General features: G+C 69.3%; 13 protein-coding genes. 10 read left to right on the top strand and 3 right to left on the bottom strand.

The annotated features are described in order from the left end of the window. Window positions 1-21: 21 nt before the first annotated feature. The 3 genes from secD to AB4078_RS03350 are packed head-to-tail and all read left to right on the top strand — an operon-like array spanning window position 22 to window position 5065. Window positions 22-1749 carry a protein translocase subunit SecD gene (gene secD / locus AB4078_RS03360; protein ID WP_441975944.1) on the top strand — a complete coding sequence of 576 codons (1728 nt, stop codon included), beginning with the start codon at window positions 22-24 and terminating at the stop codon, window positions 1747-1749. Next, window positions 1749-2750: a protein translocase subunit SecF gene (gene secF / locus AB4078_RS03355; protein ID WP_441975943.1), complete on the top strand. Its 1002-nt coding sequence runs from the start codon at window positions 1749-1751 to the stop codon at window positions 2748-2750. Before secD ends, secF begins: the two co-directional genes overlap by 1 nt. A gap of 56 nt (window positions 2751-2806) precedes the next feature. After that, window positions 2807-5065, top strand: a complete 2259-nt coding sequence (locus AB4078_RS03350) for a RelA/SpoT family protein (RefSeq protein WP_440731800.1) — start codon at window positions 2807-2809, stop codon at window positions 5063-5065. A 36-nt stretch (window positions 5066-5101) separates the two neighbouring features. Here the strand turns inward: AB4078_RS03350 and AB4078_RS03345 are convergent, their stop codons facing one another. The 3 genes from AB4078_RS03345 to AB4078_RS03335 form a co-directional block, all read right to left on the bottom strand. After that, window positions 5102-5665, bottom strand: coding sequence for a type IV toxin-antitoxin system AbiEi family antitoxin (locus tag AB4078_RS03345; protein WP_441975942.1), 564 nt, complete (start codon window positions 5663-5665; stop codon window positions 5102-5104). A gap of 91 nt (window positions 5666-5756) precedes the next feature. Beyond that, entirely contained in the window at window positions 5757-7373 is a 1617-nt protein-coding gene (locus AB4078_RS03340; RefSeq protein WP_441975941.1) for a DUF349 domain-containing protein, read from the bottom strand. 87 nt (window positions 7374-7460) lie between these two features. Then, window positions 7461-7760 carry a hypothetical protein gene (locus tag AB4078_RS03335; protein ID WP_441975940.1) on the bottom strand — a complete coding sequence of 100 codons (300 nt, stop codon included), beginning with the start codon at window positions 7758-7760 and terminating at the stop codon, window positions 7461-7463. Window positions 7761-7884: 124 nt separating this feature from the next. Here AB4078_RS03335 and AB4078_RS03330 point away from each other — a divergent pair, with 124 nt between their 5' ends. From AB4078_RS03330 to AB4078_RS03300, 7 genes are all read left to right on the top strand, one after another. Beyond that, window positions 7885-9222, top strand: coding sequence for a replication-associated recombination protein A (locus tag AB4078_RS03330; RefSeq protein ID WP_441975939.1), 1338 nt, complete (start codon window positions 7885-7887; stop codon window positions 9220-9222). Between the two features lie 216 nt (window positions 9223-9438). Beyond that, a complete protein-coding gene (gene rpsD, locus AB4078_RS03325; RefSeq protein ID WP_440731795.1) occupies window positions 9439-10068 on the top strand; it encodes a 30S ribosomal protein S4 in 630 nt (209 codons plus the stop codon). Window positions 10069-10210: 142 nt separating this feature from the next. Continuing rightward, complete coding sequence (locus AB4078_RS03320) at window positions 10211-10402, top strand: hypothetical protein (RefSeq protein ID WP_440731794.1); 192 nt, start codon at window positions 10211-10213, stop codon at window positions 10400-10402. A 68-nt stretch (window positions 10403-10470) separates the two neighbouring features. Continuing rightward, window positions 10471-13131, top strand: a complete 2661-nt coding sequence (alaS, locus tag AB4078_RS03315; RefSeq protein ID WP_441975938.1) for an alanine--tRNA ligase — start codon at window positions 10471-10473, stop codon at window positions 13129-13131. Continuing rightward, on the top strand, window positions 13128-13601 hold the full coding sequence (ruvX, locus tag AB4078_RS03310; RefSeq protein WP_440731792.1) for a Holliday junction resolvase RuvX: 474 nt from the start codon (window positions 13128-13130) through the stop codon (window positions 13599-13601). Before alaS ends, ruvX begins: the two co-directional genes overlap by 4 nt. Before the next feature lies 1 nt (window position 13602). Further along, window positions 13603-14952: an endolytic transglycosylase MltG gene (gene mltG, locus AB4078_RS03305; RefSeq protein WP_441975937.1), complete on the top strand. Its 1350-nt coding sequence runs from the start codon at window positions 13603-13605 to the stop codon at window positions 14950-14952. A gap of 1 nt (window position 14953) precedes the next feature. Continuing rightward, window positions 14954-15778, top strand: a complete 825-nt coding sequence (locus AB4078_RS03300) for a shikimate dehydrogenase family protein (protein ID WP_441975936.1) — start codon at window positions 14954-14956, stop codon at window positions 15776-15778. Window positions 15779-15788: the final 10 nt, after the last annotated feature.

The raw sequence follows: 15788 nt of genomic DNA, 5'->3' as shown, positions 1-15788 counted from the left end.
CTCAGAAAGCGAAGAACCTTCGTGGCATCGTCTTCTCCCGTCAAGCACGCCTGGCGGGTTCTGCTCGGCCTGCTCATCGCCATCGGCGTGCTCTTCGGCCTGAACGCCCTGGGCGTGTACGGCTTCGGTAAGAGCTCCTGGTCGCCGCAACTCGCACTGGACCTGCAGGGTGGCACGCAGATCATCCTCAGCGCGCAGACGGCGGACGGCAAGGATCCCAACGCCGAGCAGCTCGATCAGGCGGCGCAGATCATCCGCCAGCGCGTGGACGCCTCGGGTGTCGGCGAGTCGGACATCACCACGGAGGGCGGCCGCAACATCGTCGTCCAGATCGCCGGCAAAGCGGACGAGGCGACGCGCAACCGCATTCAGGCCAGCGCGAAGATGGAGTTGCGTGCCGTGCTGGCGGCCACGGCGCCGTCCACGTCCTTCGTCGGCGACGACGGCAAGTCGACGCCGTATCCGACCCCTGCGCCGGATCTCGCCTCCACGCCGTCGCCGTCACCGACCGACGGCAGCGACATGTCGTGGGTGACGCCGAAGCTGCAGGCCGAGTTCCTCGCATACGACTGCAAGACCAAGCGCGATGCGGCGAAGCAGCCCACCGACCAGCCGCTGATCGCCTGCGATAGCAGCGGCCAGGCCAAGTACCTGCTCGGTCCGGTGGAACTGGACGGCACGTCGATCAAGGACGCCGTCGCCGGCCTGAACCAGCAGAATGCCCAGTGGGAGGTCAACCTCACCTTCGACGGCAAGGGCACCGACGCGTTCGGCAAGGTCAGCCAGCGCCTCTACGCGTTCACGCAGCAGAACCAGACGCCGCGCAATCAGTTCGCGTTCGTGCTGGACGGATCCGTCATCTCCGCGCCGTCCATGAACGGCGTGATCCTCGACGGGCGTCCCTCGATCAGCGGCTCGTTCACCCAGGAGACGGCGAAGAGCCTCGCCGACCAGCTCAAGTTCGGTGCGCTGCCGCTGAGCTTCACGGTGCAGAGCTCCGACACCATCTCCGCGACGCTCGGATCCCAGCAGCTGCAGATCGGCCTCATCGCGGGCCTGATCGGTCTCGGCCTCGTCGCGATCTACTCGCTGCTCAGCTACCGGGCCCTCGGTTTCGTGATCATCGCGTCGATCGCCGTGATGGCCGTCATCACCTACGTGCTGATCTGCATCCTGGGCTGGCGGATGGGCTTCCGCCTCTCGCTCGCCGGCGTCGCCGGTCTGATCGTCTCGATCGGATTCACGGCCGACTCCTTCATCGTCTACTTCGAACGAATAAGGGATGAGCTGCGCGACGGCAAGTCCATCACCGGTGCGGTGGAGGACGGCTGGAGTCGCGCCAAGCGCACGATCTACATCTCGAAGTCGATCAACATCCTCGCCGCCGTGGTGCTGTACATCCTCGCCGACGCAACGGTGAAGGGCTTCGCGTTCACGCTGGGTCTGACCACCCTCATCGACGTGCTGATCTTCGTGGTGTTCACGCACCCGGTGATGCAGATCCTCGCCCGCACGCGCTTCTTCGGCAACGGCCACCCGCTCTCGGGCATGGACCCGGAGGCGCTCGGCGCCGTCTACCGCGGACGCACCGAGTACCGCGCCGTCGCCACCGGCTCTCAGGGCAAGGCGGCTCGCGCCGGCCGCTCCCGTGGCGAGGCGGAGCGTCGTCAGACCATCGCCGAACGAAAGCGCGCGGAGGCTCTTGCCGAAGCGTCCCAGGGCGCGAGCCGGAACGGGGAGAACGACTGATGCGCTCCATGAACGAGTTCGGAAACGACCTCTACTCCGGCAAGACCTCGTTCCCGTTCGTCGGGAAGCGGCGGCTCTGGTTCATCATCGCGATCCTGCTCGTCGTGGGCTCCGCGCTGGTGCCGCTGTTCCGTCCGGTGCAGTTCTCGATCGAGTTCACCGGTGGATCCCAGTTCACGGTCGAAGCCCCCGCGAACCGCAACCAGGACATCGCGACGACCGCGGTGCGCTCGGTGCTGCCGAATGTCACCACGAAGGTGACCACCGTCAACAACCGCGACATCCGGGTGCAGACCGCCCAGCTCAAGAGCGAGCAGGAGAGCCACGACGTGGCGGCCGCCCTCGCGAAGGCGTACGGCGTCGCCGAGGACAAGGTGAACACCTCGTTCATCGGCCCGAGCTGGGGCGAAGGCGTGACACGCCAGTCGCTCTGGGGCCTTGCGATCTTCCTCGCGCTGACGTTCCTGATCCTCGCGATCTACTTCCGCACCTGGAAGATGTCGGCGGCGTCCATCCTCGGTCTGCTCGACGTGCTGATCATCACGGTCGGGGTGTACGCGCTGGCCGGGTTCGAGATCTCCCCGGCGGCCGTGATCGGCTTCCTCACGATCCTCGCCTACTCGCTGTACGACACCACGGTCGTGTTCGACAAGATCCGCGAGAACACGACCGAGGAGGGCGCCAAGTCCTCCCGCACGTTCGGCGAGGCCGTGAACCTCGCCGTGAACCAGACGCTCGTCAGATCGATCAACACGGCCGTCATCGCGGCCTTGCCGGTCGGCGCGATCCTGTTCATCGGGGCGTTCTGGCTCGGCGCGCAGACCCTCACCGACATCTCGCTGTCGATCTTCGTCGGCATCATCGTCGCCGCCTACTCGACGCTGTTCGTCGCGGCACCGTTGTACTCGCTGTTCCGGGAGAACGAGCCGGCGATCCGTGAGCACGACAAGCGCGTGCTCGCGGCGCGGGAGCGCGCCACGGCCACCGCGGTGGAGGTCTGAGCCTCGATGCGTCCGGCCGTCCCCGGCGCTTGTAGGATGATCTGCCTGGAGGTCGGATGAGCGAGGTCGGCACGACGCCTGGGGCGTCGGCGCAGGGGTCGAGTCTGCGCAGGCTCGTCCCGCGCATCTTCTCGCGCGCGCCCCGGATCAACGACCTCGACAACCTCATCCGCACGGTGCGGCAGAACCACCCGCGCGGCGATCTCGCGATCATCGAACGCGCCTACGCGGTCGCGGCGGAGAAGCACCAGGGGCAGAAGCGACAAAGCGGCGAGCCGTACATCACGCACCCGCTCGCGGTGGCGCAGATCCTCGCGGATCTCGGGCTCGGCCCGCGAGCGATCGCGGCCGCCCTGCTGCACGACACGGTCGAGGACACCGGCTACGCGCTCACCGAGTTGACCGCGACCTTCGGCGACGAGGTCGCCATGCTGGTCGACGGCGTCACCAAGCTCGACAAGGTGAAGTACGGCGACAGCGCGCAGGCCGAGACGGTTCGCAAGATGATCGTCGCGATGTCGAAGGACATCCGGGTGCTCATCATCAAGCTCGCTGACCGCCTGCACAACGCCCGCACCTGGGGTTTCGTGCCGCCGGAGAAGGCGGCGAAGAAGGCCACCGAGACCCTCGAGATCTATGCCCCGCTCGCGCATCGGCTCGGAATCCAGGCGATCAAGTCCGAGCTCGAGGACCTGTCCTTCGCGGTGCTGCATCCGAAGATCTACGCCGAGATCGACAGCCTCATCAAACAGCGCACGCCGCAGCGCGAGAAGTACATCCACGAAGTGGTCGACGCGGTCGAGAGCGACCTGCGTGACCTGCGAGTGCGCGGGAAGGTCGCCGGGCGGCCCAAGCAGCTCTACTCGGTGTACCAGAAGATGGTCGTGCGGGGCCGCGAGTTCGACGACATCTACGACCTGATCGGCATCAGGGTCCTGGTCGGCACGGTGCGCGACTGCTACGCGGTGCTGGGCGCGATCCATGCCCGATGGACCCCGCTGCCCGGCCGGTTCAAGGACTACATCGCCACCCCGAAGTTCAATCTGTACCAGTCGCTGCACACCACGGTGATCGGCCCCGGCGGCCGCACGGTGGAGATCCAGATCCGCACGCACGAGATGCATCAGCAGGCCGAGTTCGGCGTGGCCGCGCACTGGATGTACAAGGAGCGGATGAACGGCACGGGCAAGGGCACCGCCGACGCGGACATGACTTGGCTCGCGCATATCTCGGACTGGCAGGCCGAGACCGCCGACCCCAGCGAGTTCCTCGACTCGCTGCGCTTCGAGATCGGCGCGAAGGAGGTCTACGTCTTCACGCCGAAGGGTCGGGTGATCGGGCTTCCCTCCGGTGCGACGCCGGTGGACTTCGCCTACGCGGTGCACACCGAGATCGGCCACCGCACGATGGGCGCCAAGGTCAACGGCCGGCTCGTGCCGCTGGAGACCGCGCTGAACAGCGGTGACGTGGTCGAGGTGTTCACCTCGAAGAACCCCGACGCCGGACCCAGCCAGGACTGGCTGACGTTCGTGAAGAGCACACGCGCGCGTAACAAGATCCGCGGCTGGTTCACGAAGGAGCGCCGCGAGGAGGCGATCGAGCAGGGCAAGGAGGCCATCGCCCGTGCGATGCGCCGGCAGAACCTGCCCCTGCAGCGGCTGATGAGCCAGGAGTCGTTCACCGAGGTCGCGCACCAGCTGCGCTATGAGGACGTCTCGGCGCTGTACGCCGCGGTCGGTGAGGGGCACGTGTCCACCCAGTCCGTGCTGGAGAAGGTCACCGCGCTCATCTCCACGACCGAGGACACCTCGACCGGCGCGATCGACATCCCCGCCCAGGGACGCAGCCGCATTCCGCGCGAGGGCGACTCCGGGGTGCTGGTGCGCGGCGCGGCCGACATCCTGGTGAAGCTCGCAAAGTGCTGCACCCCGGTGCCGGGGGACGAGATCGTCGGTTTCGTCACGCGGGGGAGCGGCGTTTCCGTGCACCGCTCCGACTGCGTGAACGTCAAGGCACTGTCGGTCGAGAAGGACCGGATGGTGGACGTCGAATGGGCGCCGACCACGCGCAGCGTGTTCCTGGTGCAGATCCAGGTGGAGGCGCTGGACCGTTCCGGTCTGCTGTCCGACGTCACCAGGGTGCTCAGCGAGCACCACGTGAACATCCTCTCCGCCACCGTTCAGACGACCAACGATCGCCTGGCGCTCAGCCGCTTCGTCTTCGAGATGGGCGACACGGTGCACCTCGACCGCGTGCTCAACGCGGTGCGCCGGATCGACGCCGTCTACGACGTCTACCGCGTCACCTCGTCCTGAGCGAGGTCTTCGCGCCCCGAGGCGCGGTCGTCTCGCTCAGCAGGACGGCGGTTCTGCTCCGTAAGCGGAGAGGAACCGTGCGACGCGGTGATAACCGGGGCCGTGGTGCAGCCGTGCCAGGCGGACAGCGGTGCGGGCGACGAGCGACGGATCCGCGAGAACCAGCAGTCGGGCCCAGTCATGCCGCTCCGGCACCGTCACGGGCCAGCGCAGCAGGTCGATGAGTGTGCGCTCCGGGGTCGTCACCGCGAGGCCGCCGAGGTGCTGCACGTCCGAGGGATCCAGCACCGGATCATGCACGATGATCCGTCTCGTCGTGGGGGCGCGCAGCCGGCGACCCGTCGCACTCTGCAACTCGTGCGGATCCGGTGGGGAATCCCCGGCGCCATGGATCCACGCTGCGGTCATCCCCGCGAACGCGGCACCGTGCAGCCCCGCGACGAGGGAGGCCAGTGAAGCGGTCCGGAGAGCGGCCGTCTCGACGAGGTCCGCCGGAGCGTATGCCTCGCCGAGCTCGACCACATCCCCGTCCAGGCGCGCTGCCGCGAGTTCGGGCAGGGAGAGCCGATCTCCGGGAAGGTGCAGGAACGCGCCGCGCATGCCTCCAGTGTGCGGTACACGACACAGGGCGGGGATCCGGAGAACCCCGCCCTGTGGACAACTCCCGCGAATGCGGGGTGCGTGTCGTCGTTCAGCCCCCGAGAGCGTTCAGCCAGGCGCGTCGGGCCTCGAGAGCCTCGGTCGCCTCCTTGAGCGCCTTGGCGTTGCCGGACTGCTCCGCGGCGTCGCGCTCTGCCTCAAGCTTGGCGATGGCCTGCTGGAGCTGATCGCTCATCGCGCCGGCGCGGGCCTTCGTCTCGGGGTTGTTGCGCTTCCAATCGACGTCCTCACGCGACTTCAACTCCTGCTCGATGACGCGCAGGCGATCGTCCAGGGCACGCTCCTTCTCGCGCGGGAAGATCCGTCCGACCTCATCCCACTGGCGCTGGATGCGGGTCAGCATGGCTCGCGCCTTGGCGAGGTTCGGCTCGTCAGCGACGGCCTTGGCCTCTTCGAGCAGCGCGGTGCGCGCCTCGATACGGGGAGCGGACTCCGCCTCGGTCGCTGCCGCCTGCTCGGCGCGCGCCGAGTAGAGCGCGTCACCGGCGGCCTTGAACCGGGCCCACAGCGCGTCGTCGGCCTTGCGCCCCGCACGACCGGCGGCCTTCCACTCGTCGAGAAGACTGCGGTAGGCGGGAATCCCGTCCACGCCCTTGGGCGCCAGGGCCTCGGCGCGCTCGACCAGGCGCGACTTGCGGTCGCGCGCGGTCTTGTGGGTCTCGTCGAGCTCGGCGTAGAAGGCCCGGCGCTGACGGTCAACCGTCGCGCGAGCATCGCGGAATCGCTTCCAGAGCTGATTCGCCGCACCCTTCGGGAGGCGCGGGCCGTTCTGCTGGTGGCTCTGCCACGCGTCGAACAGCGCGCCCATCTCCTCGGTGACCTTCTTCCACTGGACGGAGGAGAGGTCCTGCGCGGCGATCGCCTCGGAACGCTCCACGAGAGCGGTGCGCTCGGCGATGGCCGCGTCGACGGCGGCCTTGGTCTCGGCCGCCTCTGCCGCAGAGGCGTCGGCGAGGGATCCGGTCAGCGCGTCGAGGCGGGCACGGAGGTTCGCGAGGTCGCCGACCGCAGCTGCGTCGGTGACCTCGGTGACGAGGTGCTGCGCCTGCTTGGCGAGATCCGTGGCGCCGGACCCGCCGGCCTGCACCCGCTGCTCCAGGGTGTTCACCTTGAAGGCCAGATCCTCGAACTTGCGCACGAAGTAGGCGAGCGCCTCGGCCGGGGTCCCGTCGGGGTACTGCCCGACCTCGCGCCACTCATCGCCTTCGCGAACGGACACCGTCCCGTCCTCGGTGACGCGACCCCATTCGGCCGCGTCGCTGGTGCTCACCGGTGCCGGGACGACGGGCGCCACCGGCACGGCGGGGCGGATCGCCGAGGCGGGGGGCCGGGGCATGGCCGGAGGCCGGGGCATCGCCGGCGGACGCGGAGCCGGGACCGAGGGGCGCGCTTCGACGGCAGGGGCCGGAGCGGAAGCTTCCTCACCGGTCTGCTCGGCAGGCGCGGACTCCTCGACAGGCCTGGCGTCCTCGACCGGTGCAGCAGTCTCGGCGTCGGCGCTCTCGACGGGTGCCGCGGCGACCTCGGGCGATTCCGCGGTCGGGGCCTCGGCTGCGTCGGCGACGGGCGTCGTGGCGTTCTCGGCGTCGGGCTGCGAGGTCTGCTCGGCGGCCGTCGGGTTTTCGGGGGTGTGCTCTTCGGTGGACACGGTGAACTCCTTGCGCGGCATGCCGCGGGAGGCGGAAAGGACAGGGCCAGCCTAGTACGCCGGGGCGGGGCGCGAGAGGGCTGCCGCTCAGCCGGCCGGGGTCTCCGTCGCCGTCGGGGCAGGCGCGGGAACGGAGCTCGGAGCCGCCGTCGGGCTGACCGTCGGAGAGGGGGACGGGGCAGGCGCGGTCGCCTCCGCATGCACGACCTGGCTCACGATCGCGCCGATCACGATGACGGCTCCCACGACCACGGCGACGGTGTTGTCACGCACTCTGCGCCGGACGCTCGCGGCGTGCAGGCCCTGGCGTGCGGCGTGCAGGCGCGCGCGCTCCTGCTGCGTGCGAGCGCGCTGATCGCGGGCGTTCGTCGGGCGGCGAGCGGCCATGGATCCTCCCTGGATGTCGAGGACCGAGCATATATCGCGTGCGCCTCGACGCGCCGTGCGACGCGTGACTTCGCCAGGGGTGCCGCGCGTCCTCGTGTCGGCGCACGACGTTAGCCTTGACCGCATGACTCCTGCAGCACCGCTGATGAGCGGCCATACGCCGCTCGCCGTGCGGATGCGTCCGATCTCGCTCGACGAGGTCGCCGGGCAGCAGCACCTGCTGCGGCCGGGTTCCCCGATCGTGGCGCTCGCGGATCCGGCGGCGAAGACCGCGTCGAGCGTCTCGATGATCCTGTGGGGCCCGCCGGGCACGGGCAAGACCACCCTCGCGCAGGCCATCGCGCGCTCGTCAGGGCGTCGCTTCGTGGAACTGTCGGCCATCACGGCGGGGGTGAAGGACGTGCGCGAGGTCATGCAGGAGGCGCTCAACCAGCGCGACCTCTACGGCCAGTCGACCATCCTGTTCCTCGACGAGATCCACCGCTTCACGAAGGCGCAGCAGGACGCTCTGCTGCCGGGTGTGGAGAACGGCTGGGTCATCCTCATCGCGGCGACCACGGAGAACCCGTCGTTCTCGGTCATCTCCCCGCTGCTGTCCCGCTCGCTGCTGCTCACGCTGCAGCCTCTCACCGACGAGGACATCGGCCTTCTGATCGACCGGGCCGTGTCCGATCCGCGCGGGTTGAGCGGGCGCGCGGTGCTGGACGACGCCGCACGGGCCGCCCTGATCCGGCTCGCTTCGGGCGACGCACGGAGGGCACTCACCGGGCTCGAGGCCGCGGCCGCCGTCGCGGCCTCGCCGGATCGCCTCACCGAGGACGAGACGCCGACCGTCACCGACGACGATGTGGCGCAGGCGGTGGATCGTGCGCTGCTGCGCTACGACCGGCAGGGCGACGAGCACTACGACGTCATCAGCGCGTTCATCAAGTCGATCCGGGGTTCGGACGTCGATGCCGCGGTGCACTATCTCGCCCGGATGATCGAAGCGGGCGAGGACCCGCGCTTCATCGCGCGCCGGCTGGTGATCTCGGCGTCCGAGGACATCGGCCTGGCCGATCCGCAGGCGCTCGTGATCGCCGTCGCAGCCGCAGACGCCGTCGCCTTCATCGGCATGCCGGAGGGGCGGATCCCGCTCGCCGAGGCGACGGTCTATCTCGCGACCACCGCGAAGTCGAACGCTGCCTACCTGGCGATCGACGCGGCGATCGCGGATATCCGTGCGGGTGGGTTCGGGCGAGTACCCGTGCATCTGCGCGACGCGCACTATCCGGGCGCCAAGCGCCTTGGACACGGCAAGGGCTACCGCTATCCGCATGACAGCGACGCCGGCATCGTGCCGCAGCAGTATCTCCCTGACGAGCTGCAGGGGCGCCGCTACTATCAGCCCAAGGCGCTCGGCGGAGAGCGCGAGGTGCAGGCGCGGCTCGAGCGCATCCGGAGGATCCTGGGGGAGGCGTAGGCGGGGCGTGGCACAAGTCGTCGCACTCAGAGCCACTGCGACAGGCGCTCAGGCCTGATCTGATAGCATGGATCGGCTCGAAACCGTGTTTTCGGGCATCTCTCCACTCCTGCACCACCCTCTCGTCCGCCCCGGCGTGCGCTCGTGAGGGGCGGAATCGAGACGATACGTCCGCGAGCCGTGATCGACACGGCCGCGTATCGAAAGGAACACTTCGTGGTCACGAAGTCCCAGGACCGCCGCAAGGTCCGCCTGTCCCGTGCACTCGGCATCGCCCTCACCCCGAAGGCGGCCAAGTACCTCGAGAAGCGTCCCTACGCTCCCGGTGAGCACGGCCGCACCAAGCGCAAGCAGGACAGCGACTACGCCGTCCGTCTGCGCGAGAAGCAGCGTCTCCGCGAGCAGTACGGCATCCGCGAGAAGCAGCTGGTCATCCAATTCAACGAGGCCCGTCGCAAGGACGGCCTGACGGGTGAGAACCTCGTCGAGCAGCTCGAGATGCGTCTGGACGCACTCGTGGTCCGCGCCGGTTTCGCGCGCACCACCGCGCAGGCGCGTCAGCTCGTCGTGCACCGTCACATCCTCGTCGACGGCCAGCTCGTCGACCGCCCGTCCTTCCGCGTGAAGCCGGGTCAGCTCATCCACGTCAAGCCCAAGAGCGAGGGCCTCGAGCCCTTCCAGGTGGCGGCCGCCGGCGGTCACGCCGACGTCCTGCCCCCGGTTCCGGGCTACCTCGAGGTCGAGCTCGACAAGCTGGAGGCCCGTCTGGTCCGTCGTCCCAAGCGCGCCGAGGTCCCCGTGACCTGTGACGTGCAGCTGGTCGTCGAGTACTACGCGGCTCGCTGATCCGCAGCGACTCTGCTCTCGGAGTTCAGCGAACTCTGCGAACACGCCGAGGAGGCGTCGGGGGTATCCCCGGCGCCTCCTTCGCGTTTGCGCATACGATGGAGAGCGTTGTGACGAGCGGGCCCGAACCGGAGGTGGTGACATGAAGACCCTGCTGTGGTTCCTCATCGGCGTGATCGGCGGCTTCGTCGCCGCGCACTTCATGAACAAGGATCCGCGAGGACACGACGTGCTGGCGGCCGTCGACGACCGGATCAACGAGTTCACCGGGATCCTCGCCGGCGCTTTCCACGCCGAGGAGGCGCGCCTCACTCAGGACGGCGCCGCGGACTGACGCGGATCGCTCCCTCTCCCGAAACCTGCGCTCCGGCGCGCCCTGACAGCAAGGACCCCTCGACGAGCATGAAGACCGCGGAGATCGCGCAGCGCTACCTGAGCTACTTCGAGAAGAACGATCACCTGATCGTCCCCTCGGCGTCACTGGTCAGCGACGACCCCTCGCTGCTGTTCACCGTGGCCGGCATGGTGCCGATGATCCCCTACCTCACCGGCGTGGTCCCCGCACCGCACCCGCGCATCGCCGACCTGCAGAAGTGCATCCGCACCAACGACATCGAAGAGGTCGGCCGCACGGCCCGGCACGGCACCTTCTTCCAGATGCTCGGCAACTGGTCGTTCGGCGACTACTTCAAGGAAGGCGCGATCCGGTACGCCTGGGAGCTGCTGACCGGCTCCGAGAGCGACGGCGGCCTGGGCTTCGATGAGAAGGACCTCTGGGTCACGGTCTTCGAGACGGACGACGAGGCCGAGGCGATCTGGCGCGACGTCATCGGCCTGAAGCCGGAGCGCATCCAGCGCCTCGGCCGTGCGGACAACTACTGGAACACGGGTCAGCCCGGCCCCGGCGGCCCCGACAGCGAGATCTTCTTCGACCGCGGACCGGCGTACGGCCAGGACGGGGGACCGGCCGCAGACGACAACCGGTTCCTGGAGATCTGGAACCTCGTGTTCATGCAGGACTTCATCGAGAACATCCGCGGCAAGACCGAGTTCGACATCGTGGGCGAGCTGCCCATGAAGAACATCGACACCGGCATGGGGCTCGAGCGCGTCGCCTTCCTCAAGCAGGGCGTCGAGAACATGTACGAGACCGACCAGGTGCGCCCCGTGCTGGACCGCGCCGTCGAGCTCTCCGGCCGCCGCTACGGCGCCGATCACGCCGACGACGTCCGCTTCCGCGTCGTCGCCGACCACGTGCGCTCCGCGCTCATGCTGCTCTCCGACGGCGTGCGACCGTCGAACGAGGGCCGCGGCTACATCCTCCGCCGGCTCATGCGCCGCACGGTCCGCTCCATGCGTCTGCTCGGCGTCGACGAGCCGGTGTTCCCCGAGCTGTTCGCGGTGTCCAAGGACGCCATGAAGAGCGCCTACCCGATCCTCGAGCAGGACTGGGCGCAGCTCTCGGCCGCCGCGGACGCGGAGGAGGAGACGTTCCGCCGCACGCTGGACGCCGGATCCACGATCCTCGACCTCGCCCTCGCCGACACGAAGAAGGCCGGATCCGAGACGCTGAAGGGCTCCGAGGCGTTCCTGCTGCACGACACCTACGGCTTCCCGATCGACCTCACTCTCGAGATCGCCGAGGAAGCGGGCCTGAACGTCGACCGCGCCGCGTTCGACTCGCTCATGCAGGAGCAGCGCTCCCGCGCCAAGGCCGACGCACGCAATCGCAAGCGGCAGATCGCCGACGTGTCCGTCTACGGCGACCTGCGCGCGAAGGGTGAGACCGCGTTCCTCGGCTATGACGAGCTCGAGACCAGCTCGAGCGTGCTCGGCATCCTCGTCGACGGCCAGCCCGTGCGCAGCGCCGCAGAGGGCCAAGTGGCCGAGGTCGTCCTCGCCGAGACCACGCTGTACGCCGAGTCGGGCGGCCAGGTCGCCGACAAGGGCGTCATCACCGGGCCCGGCTACGCACTCGAGGTGCTGGACGTCCAGCGTCCCGTTCCGGGGCTGATCAGCCACACCGTCGAGGTGACCACGGGCGTGGTGTCCGTCGATGCGCCCGCGACGACGAGCGTGGATGCCGCCAACCGCCGAGCCGCCCGTCAGGCGCACTCCGCCACGCACCTCGTGCATGCGGCCCTGCGCGACACCCTCGGCAAGACCGCCACTCAGGCCGGATCCCTGAACCGCGCCGGCTACCTGCGGTTCGACTTCTCCTGGGGACAGGCGCTCTCCGCAGACACCAAGACCGAGATCGAGGAGATCGCGAACCGCGCCGTGCAGGACGGGCTCGAGGTCACCACGCGGATCATGTCCCTGGACGACGCCAAGGCCGCCGGCGCGATGGCCCTGTTCGGCGAGAAGTACGGCTCGACCGTGCGCATGGTGGATATCGGCGGCCCCTGGTCGCGGGAGCTGTGCGCCGGCACGCACGTGTCCTCGAGCGCTGAGATCGGACTCATCAATCTCGTCGGCGAGTCGTCGGTCGGCGCATCGAACCGCCGTGTGGAGGCTCTCGTCGGCGCGGACGCGTTCCGCGAGTTCGCCGCCGAGCGCGCCCTCGTGTCACAGCTCACCTCTGCGCTGAAGACGCCGCGCGACCAGCTCACCGAGCGCGTGACGGATCTGGCCGCGCAGCTGAAGGCGGCGGAGAAGCGGATCGCGCAGTTCGAGGCCGCAGAACGTGCCGGCCGGGTCCCGGCGATCGCGCAGACCGCCACATCCCTCGGCTCGCTGCAGTTCGTCGCGCACGATCTCGGCGAGGTCGGCGGCGCGGACGAGGTGCGCGAGATCGCCACCGGCGTGCGAGACACGTTCGGATCCGCAGCCGCGGTCGTGGCGATCTCGGGCGTGGCGAACGGCCGGCCCATGGTGGTCATCGCGGCCAACGACGCCGCCCGCGCCCAGGGCGCGAAGGCCGGTGCCCTCGCGAAGATCGCGGCCGGCGTGCTCGGCGGCGGAGGCGGCGGCCGTGACGACGTCGCACAGGGCGGCGGATCCGATGCGGCGGCACTGCCGGCGGCGTTCTCCGCGATCGAGCAGGAGCTGCGTCGCGCGTGACCGGGTTCCGACGGGGCGTACGGCTCGGCATCGATGTGGGCCGCGCCAGGATCGGCGTGGCCCGGTGCGATCCTGACGGCATGCTCGCCGTGCCCGTGGAGACCGTGCCCCGCGGCGACGGGGCGGTTGGCCGGATCGCGGAACTCGCCGCCGAATACGAACCGCTCGAGTTCGTCGTGGGCCTGCCGATCAACCTCCGCGGTGAGGACACCGCCTCGACCGCCGACGCCCGCGAGTTCGCCGAGTCCCTCGGCCGTGCCAGCGGGATCGCCGTCCGGCTGATCGACGAGCGCCTGAGCACGGTCACTGCGCACCAGGCGCTGCGCGCCTCGGGACGCACGCAGCGCAACTCGCGCGGCGTGGTCGACCAGGCCGCCGCCGTCGTGCTGCTGCAGCACGCGATCGACATCGAGAAGAACACCGGCAACCCAGCCGGTTCCCCGCTGATCCTCGACGAGGAGAACCCCTGACATGTCCGACCGATCGCCATCGGCCGCCACGCCGGAGAACGACCCCGTCTCGCACGACCTGTTCGGCGCACTGCCGGATCCGCAGGTGCAGACCCCACGCCCGGCCGAACAGCCTGCGGTTCCCGGTTCCCGTCGTGCGGCCCGCGCGGCCGCGTCCTCCCCGTCCACGCCGGCAGCCTCCGACGAGGGCACCGGGACCCCCGCGGAACGGCACGACGAGACCCATTCGACGCTCGAGGCGCTGTTCCGCCATGAGGCCGAGCCGCCCGTCGCGCCGAAGCGGAAGAAGCGGCGCGGCTGTCTGGTGGCCCTGCTCGTGGTGTTCGTGCTGGTCGCCGGCGCCGCAGGCGGTGGGCTCTGGGTCTGGAACGCCTACGGCGACAACATCAGCGAGGTCATGGGCTGGGGCCCGTCGAAGGACTATGAAGCGGGTCAGGCCACCGGCAATGCGCTCGTCACCATCAACAAGGGCGACGGCGGGCACCAGGTGTCCGAGGCGCTCTACCGGGCCGGCGTCACGAAGACCTCCGACGTGTTCTACACCATGATGGTGAAGGAGAACATCGTCAACACGTTCTATCCGGGCGTCTACAAGCTGCAGCAGAAGATGACCGCCGCCGCCGCGCTCAAGGCGCTCAACGACCCGAAGAACAAGATGCAGAACTCCGCGGTGATCCCCGAGGGATACACCGTCGCCGAGACCGTGGAACGGATCTCGAAGAGCGTGGATGTGCCGCTGGCAGATCTCCAGGCGGCCGTGCAGAGTCCGGCTGACTACGGGGTGAACGCCCCGTCGCTGGAGGGCTGGCTCTTCCCCGCTCTCTACGAGTTCGGCCCCGGAGCAACCGCGAAGGACATCGTCGCCACGATGGTGAAGCGCACCAGGGACTCGCTCGCCTCCGCGGCCGTCCCCGCGAGCGACGAGCAGCGCGTGCTCACGATCGCGTCGATCATCCAGCGCGAGGCTCGTGCCGAGGCGGACTTCTACAAGGTCTCGCGGGTGATCCAGAACCGCCTGGATCAGGGCATGAAGCTGCAGATGGACTCCACCGCGCAGTACGGCTACGGAGAACTGCACAGCGGCTCGGCCAGCACCTCCGACGAGGCGCAGACCGATGACAACCCGTGGAACACGTATGTGATCGACGGGCTGCCGAAGACCCCCATCGCCAATCCGGGCGACAAGGCGATCGACGCCGCCATGCACCCCGCGGACGGACCCTGGCTGTACTTCGTCACGGTCAACCTGGACACGGGCGAGACGGTGTTCTCGACGACCTACGCCGAGCACGAGGCCGCGGTCAAGCAGTGGCAGGACTGGTGCAAGGCCAACCCCGACTCCGGATGCTGACGTGACCTCTCCGTCACGGCTGGCCGTCTGGGGGGATCCGATCGACCACAGCCGCTCTCCCGATCTGCACAACGCCGCCTACCGGTTGCTCGGACTGGATTGGGAGTACGGCCGTCGCCAAGTGGATGAGGCGGGCTTCGACGAGGCCCTGGACTCCCTCGACGCGACCTGGCGCGGACTCTCACTGACGATGCCGCTGAAGGAGCGGGCCCATGCACGCGCCCACGCCCTCGACGACGACGCCCGCCTCACCGGCGCCGTGAACACGCTGCTGCTGGGCGAGGAGATCCACGGCTTCAACACCGACGTCGGCGGGCTCACCTCCGCGCTCCTGGCGGCAGGTCTCGCGCAGGTGCGCACCGCGCGCGTGCTCGGCGGGGGAGCGACGGCCCGGTCGGCTCTGGTGTCACTGTTGCGCCTGGGCGTCGATGAGGTCGAGCTGCGGACGCGGCGACCGGAGCAGGCCGAGGAGCTCGCCGGTTTCGCCCAGCGCATCGGCCTGAAAGCGACCACGAATGAGCTCGGATCCGGCTCGCCGCCGCCGTCGGTGGATCTGACCGTCTCGACTCTGCCCGGCAGCGCGGCGCTGCCGGATGACGTGATGACGGTGCTCGCGCGAGAGGGCGGCGCGCTGTTCTCCGCCGCGTACGCGCCGTGGCCGACCCCGCTCGCACAGGCGTGGACCGATGCGCCGGTGCTGACCGGACTGGAGATGCTGCTGCACCAGGCGGTCGCCCAGATCCGGATCTTCCTCAATGGCGCACCGGATGCAGCGCTGCCGGACGAGCCCGCCGTGCTCGGCGTCATGCGGGCGGCTCTGCGCTGACGCGCACACG

The organism is Microbacterium sp. 2MCAF23, from assembly GCF_052115565.1.
In the GTDB taxonomy this organism is placed as follows: Bacteria; Actinomycetota; Actinomycetes; order Actinomycetales; family Microbacteriaceae; genus Microbacterium.
The sequence above is the reverse complement of the archived record's forward strand: the minus strand, read 5'-3'. Positions and strand labels throughout refer to the sequence as shown.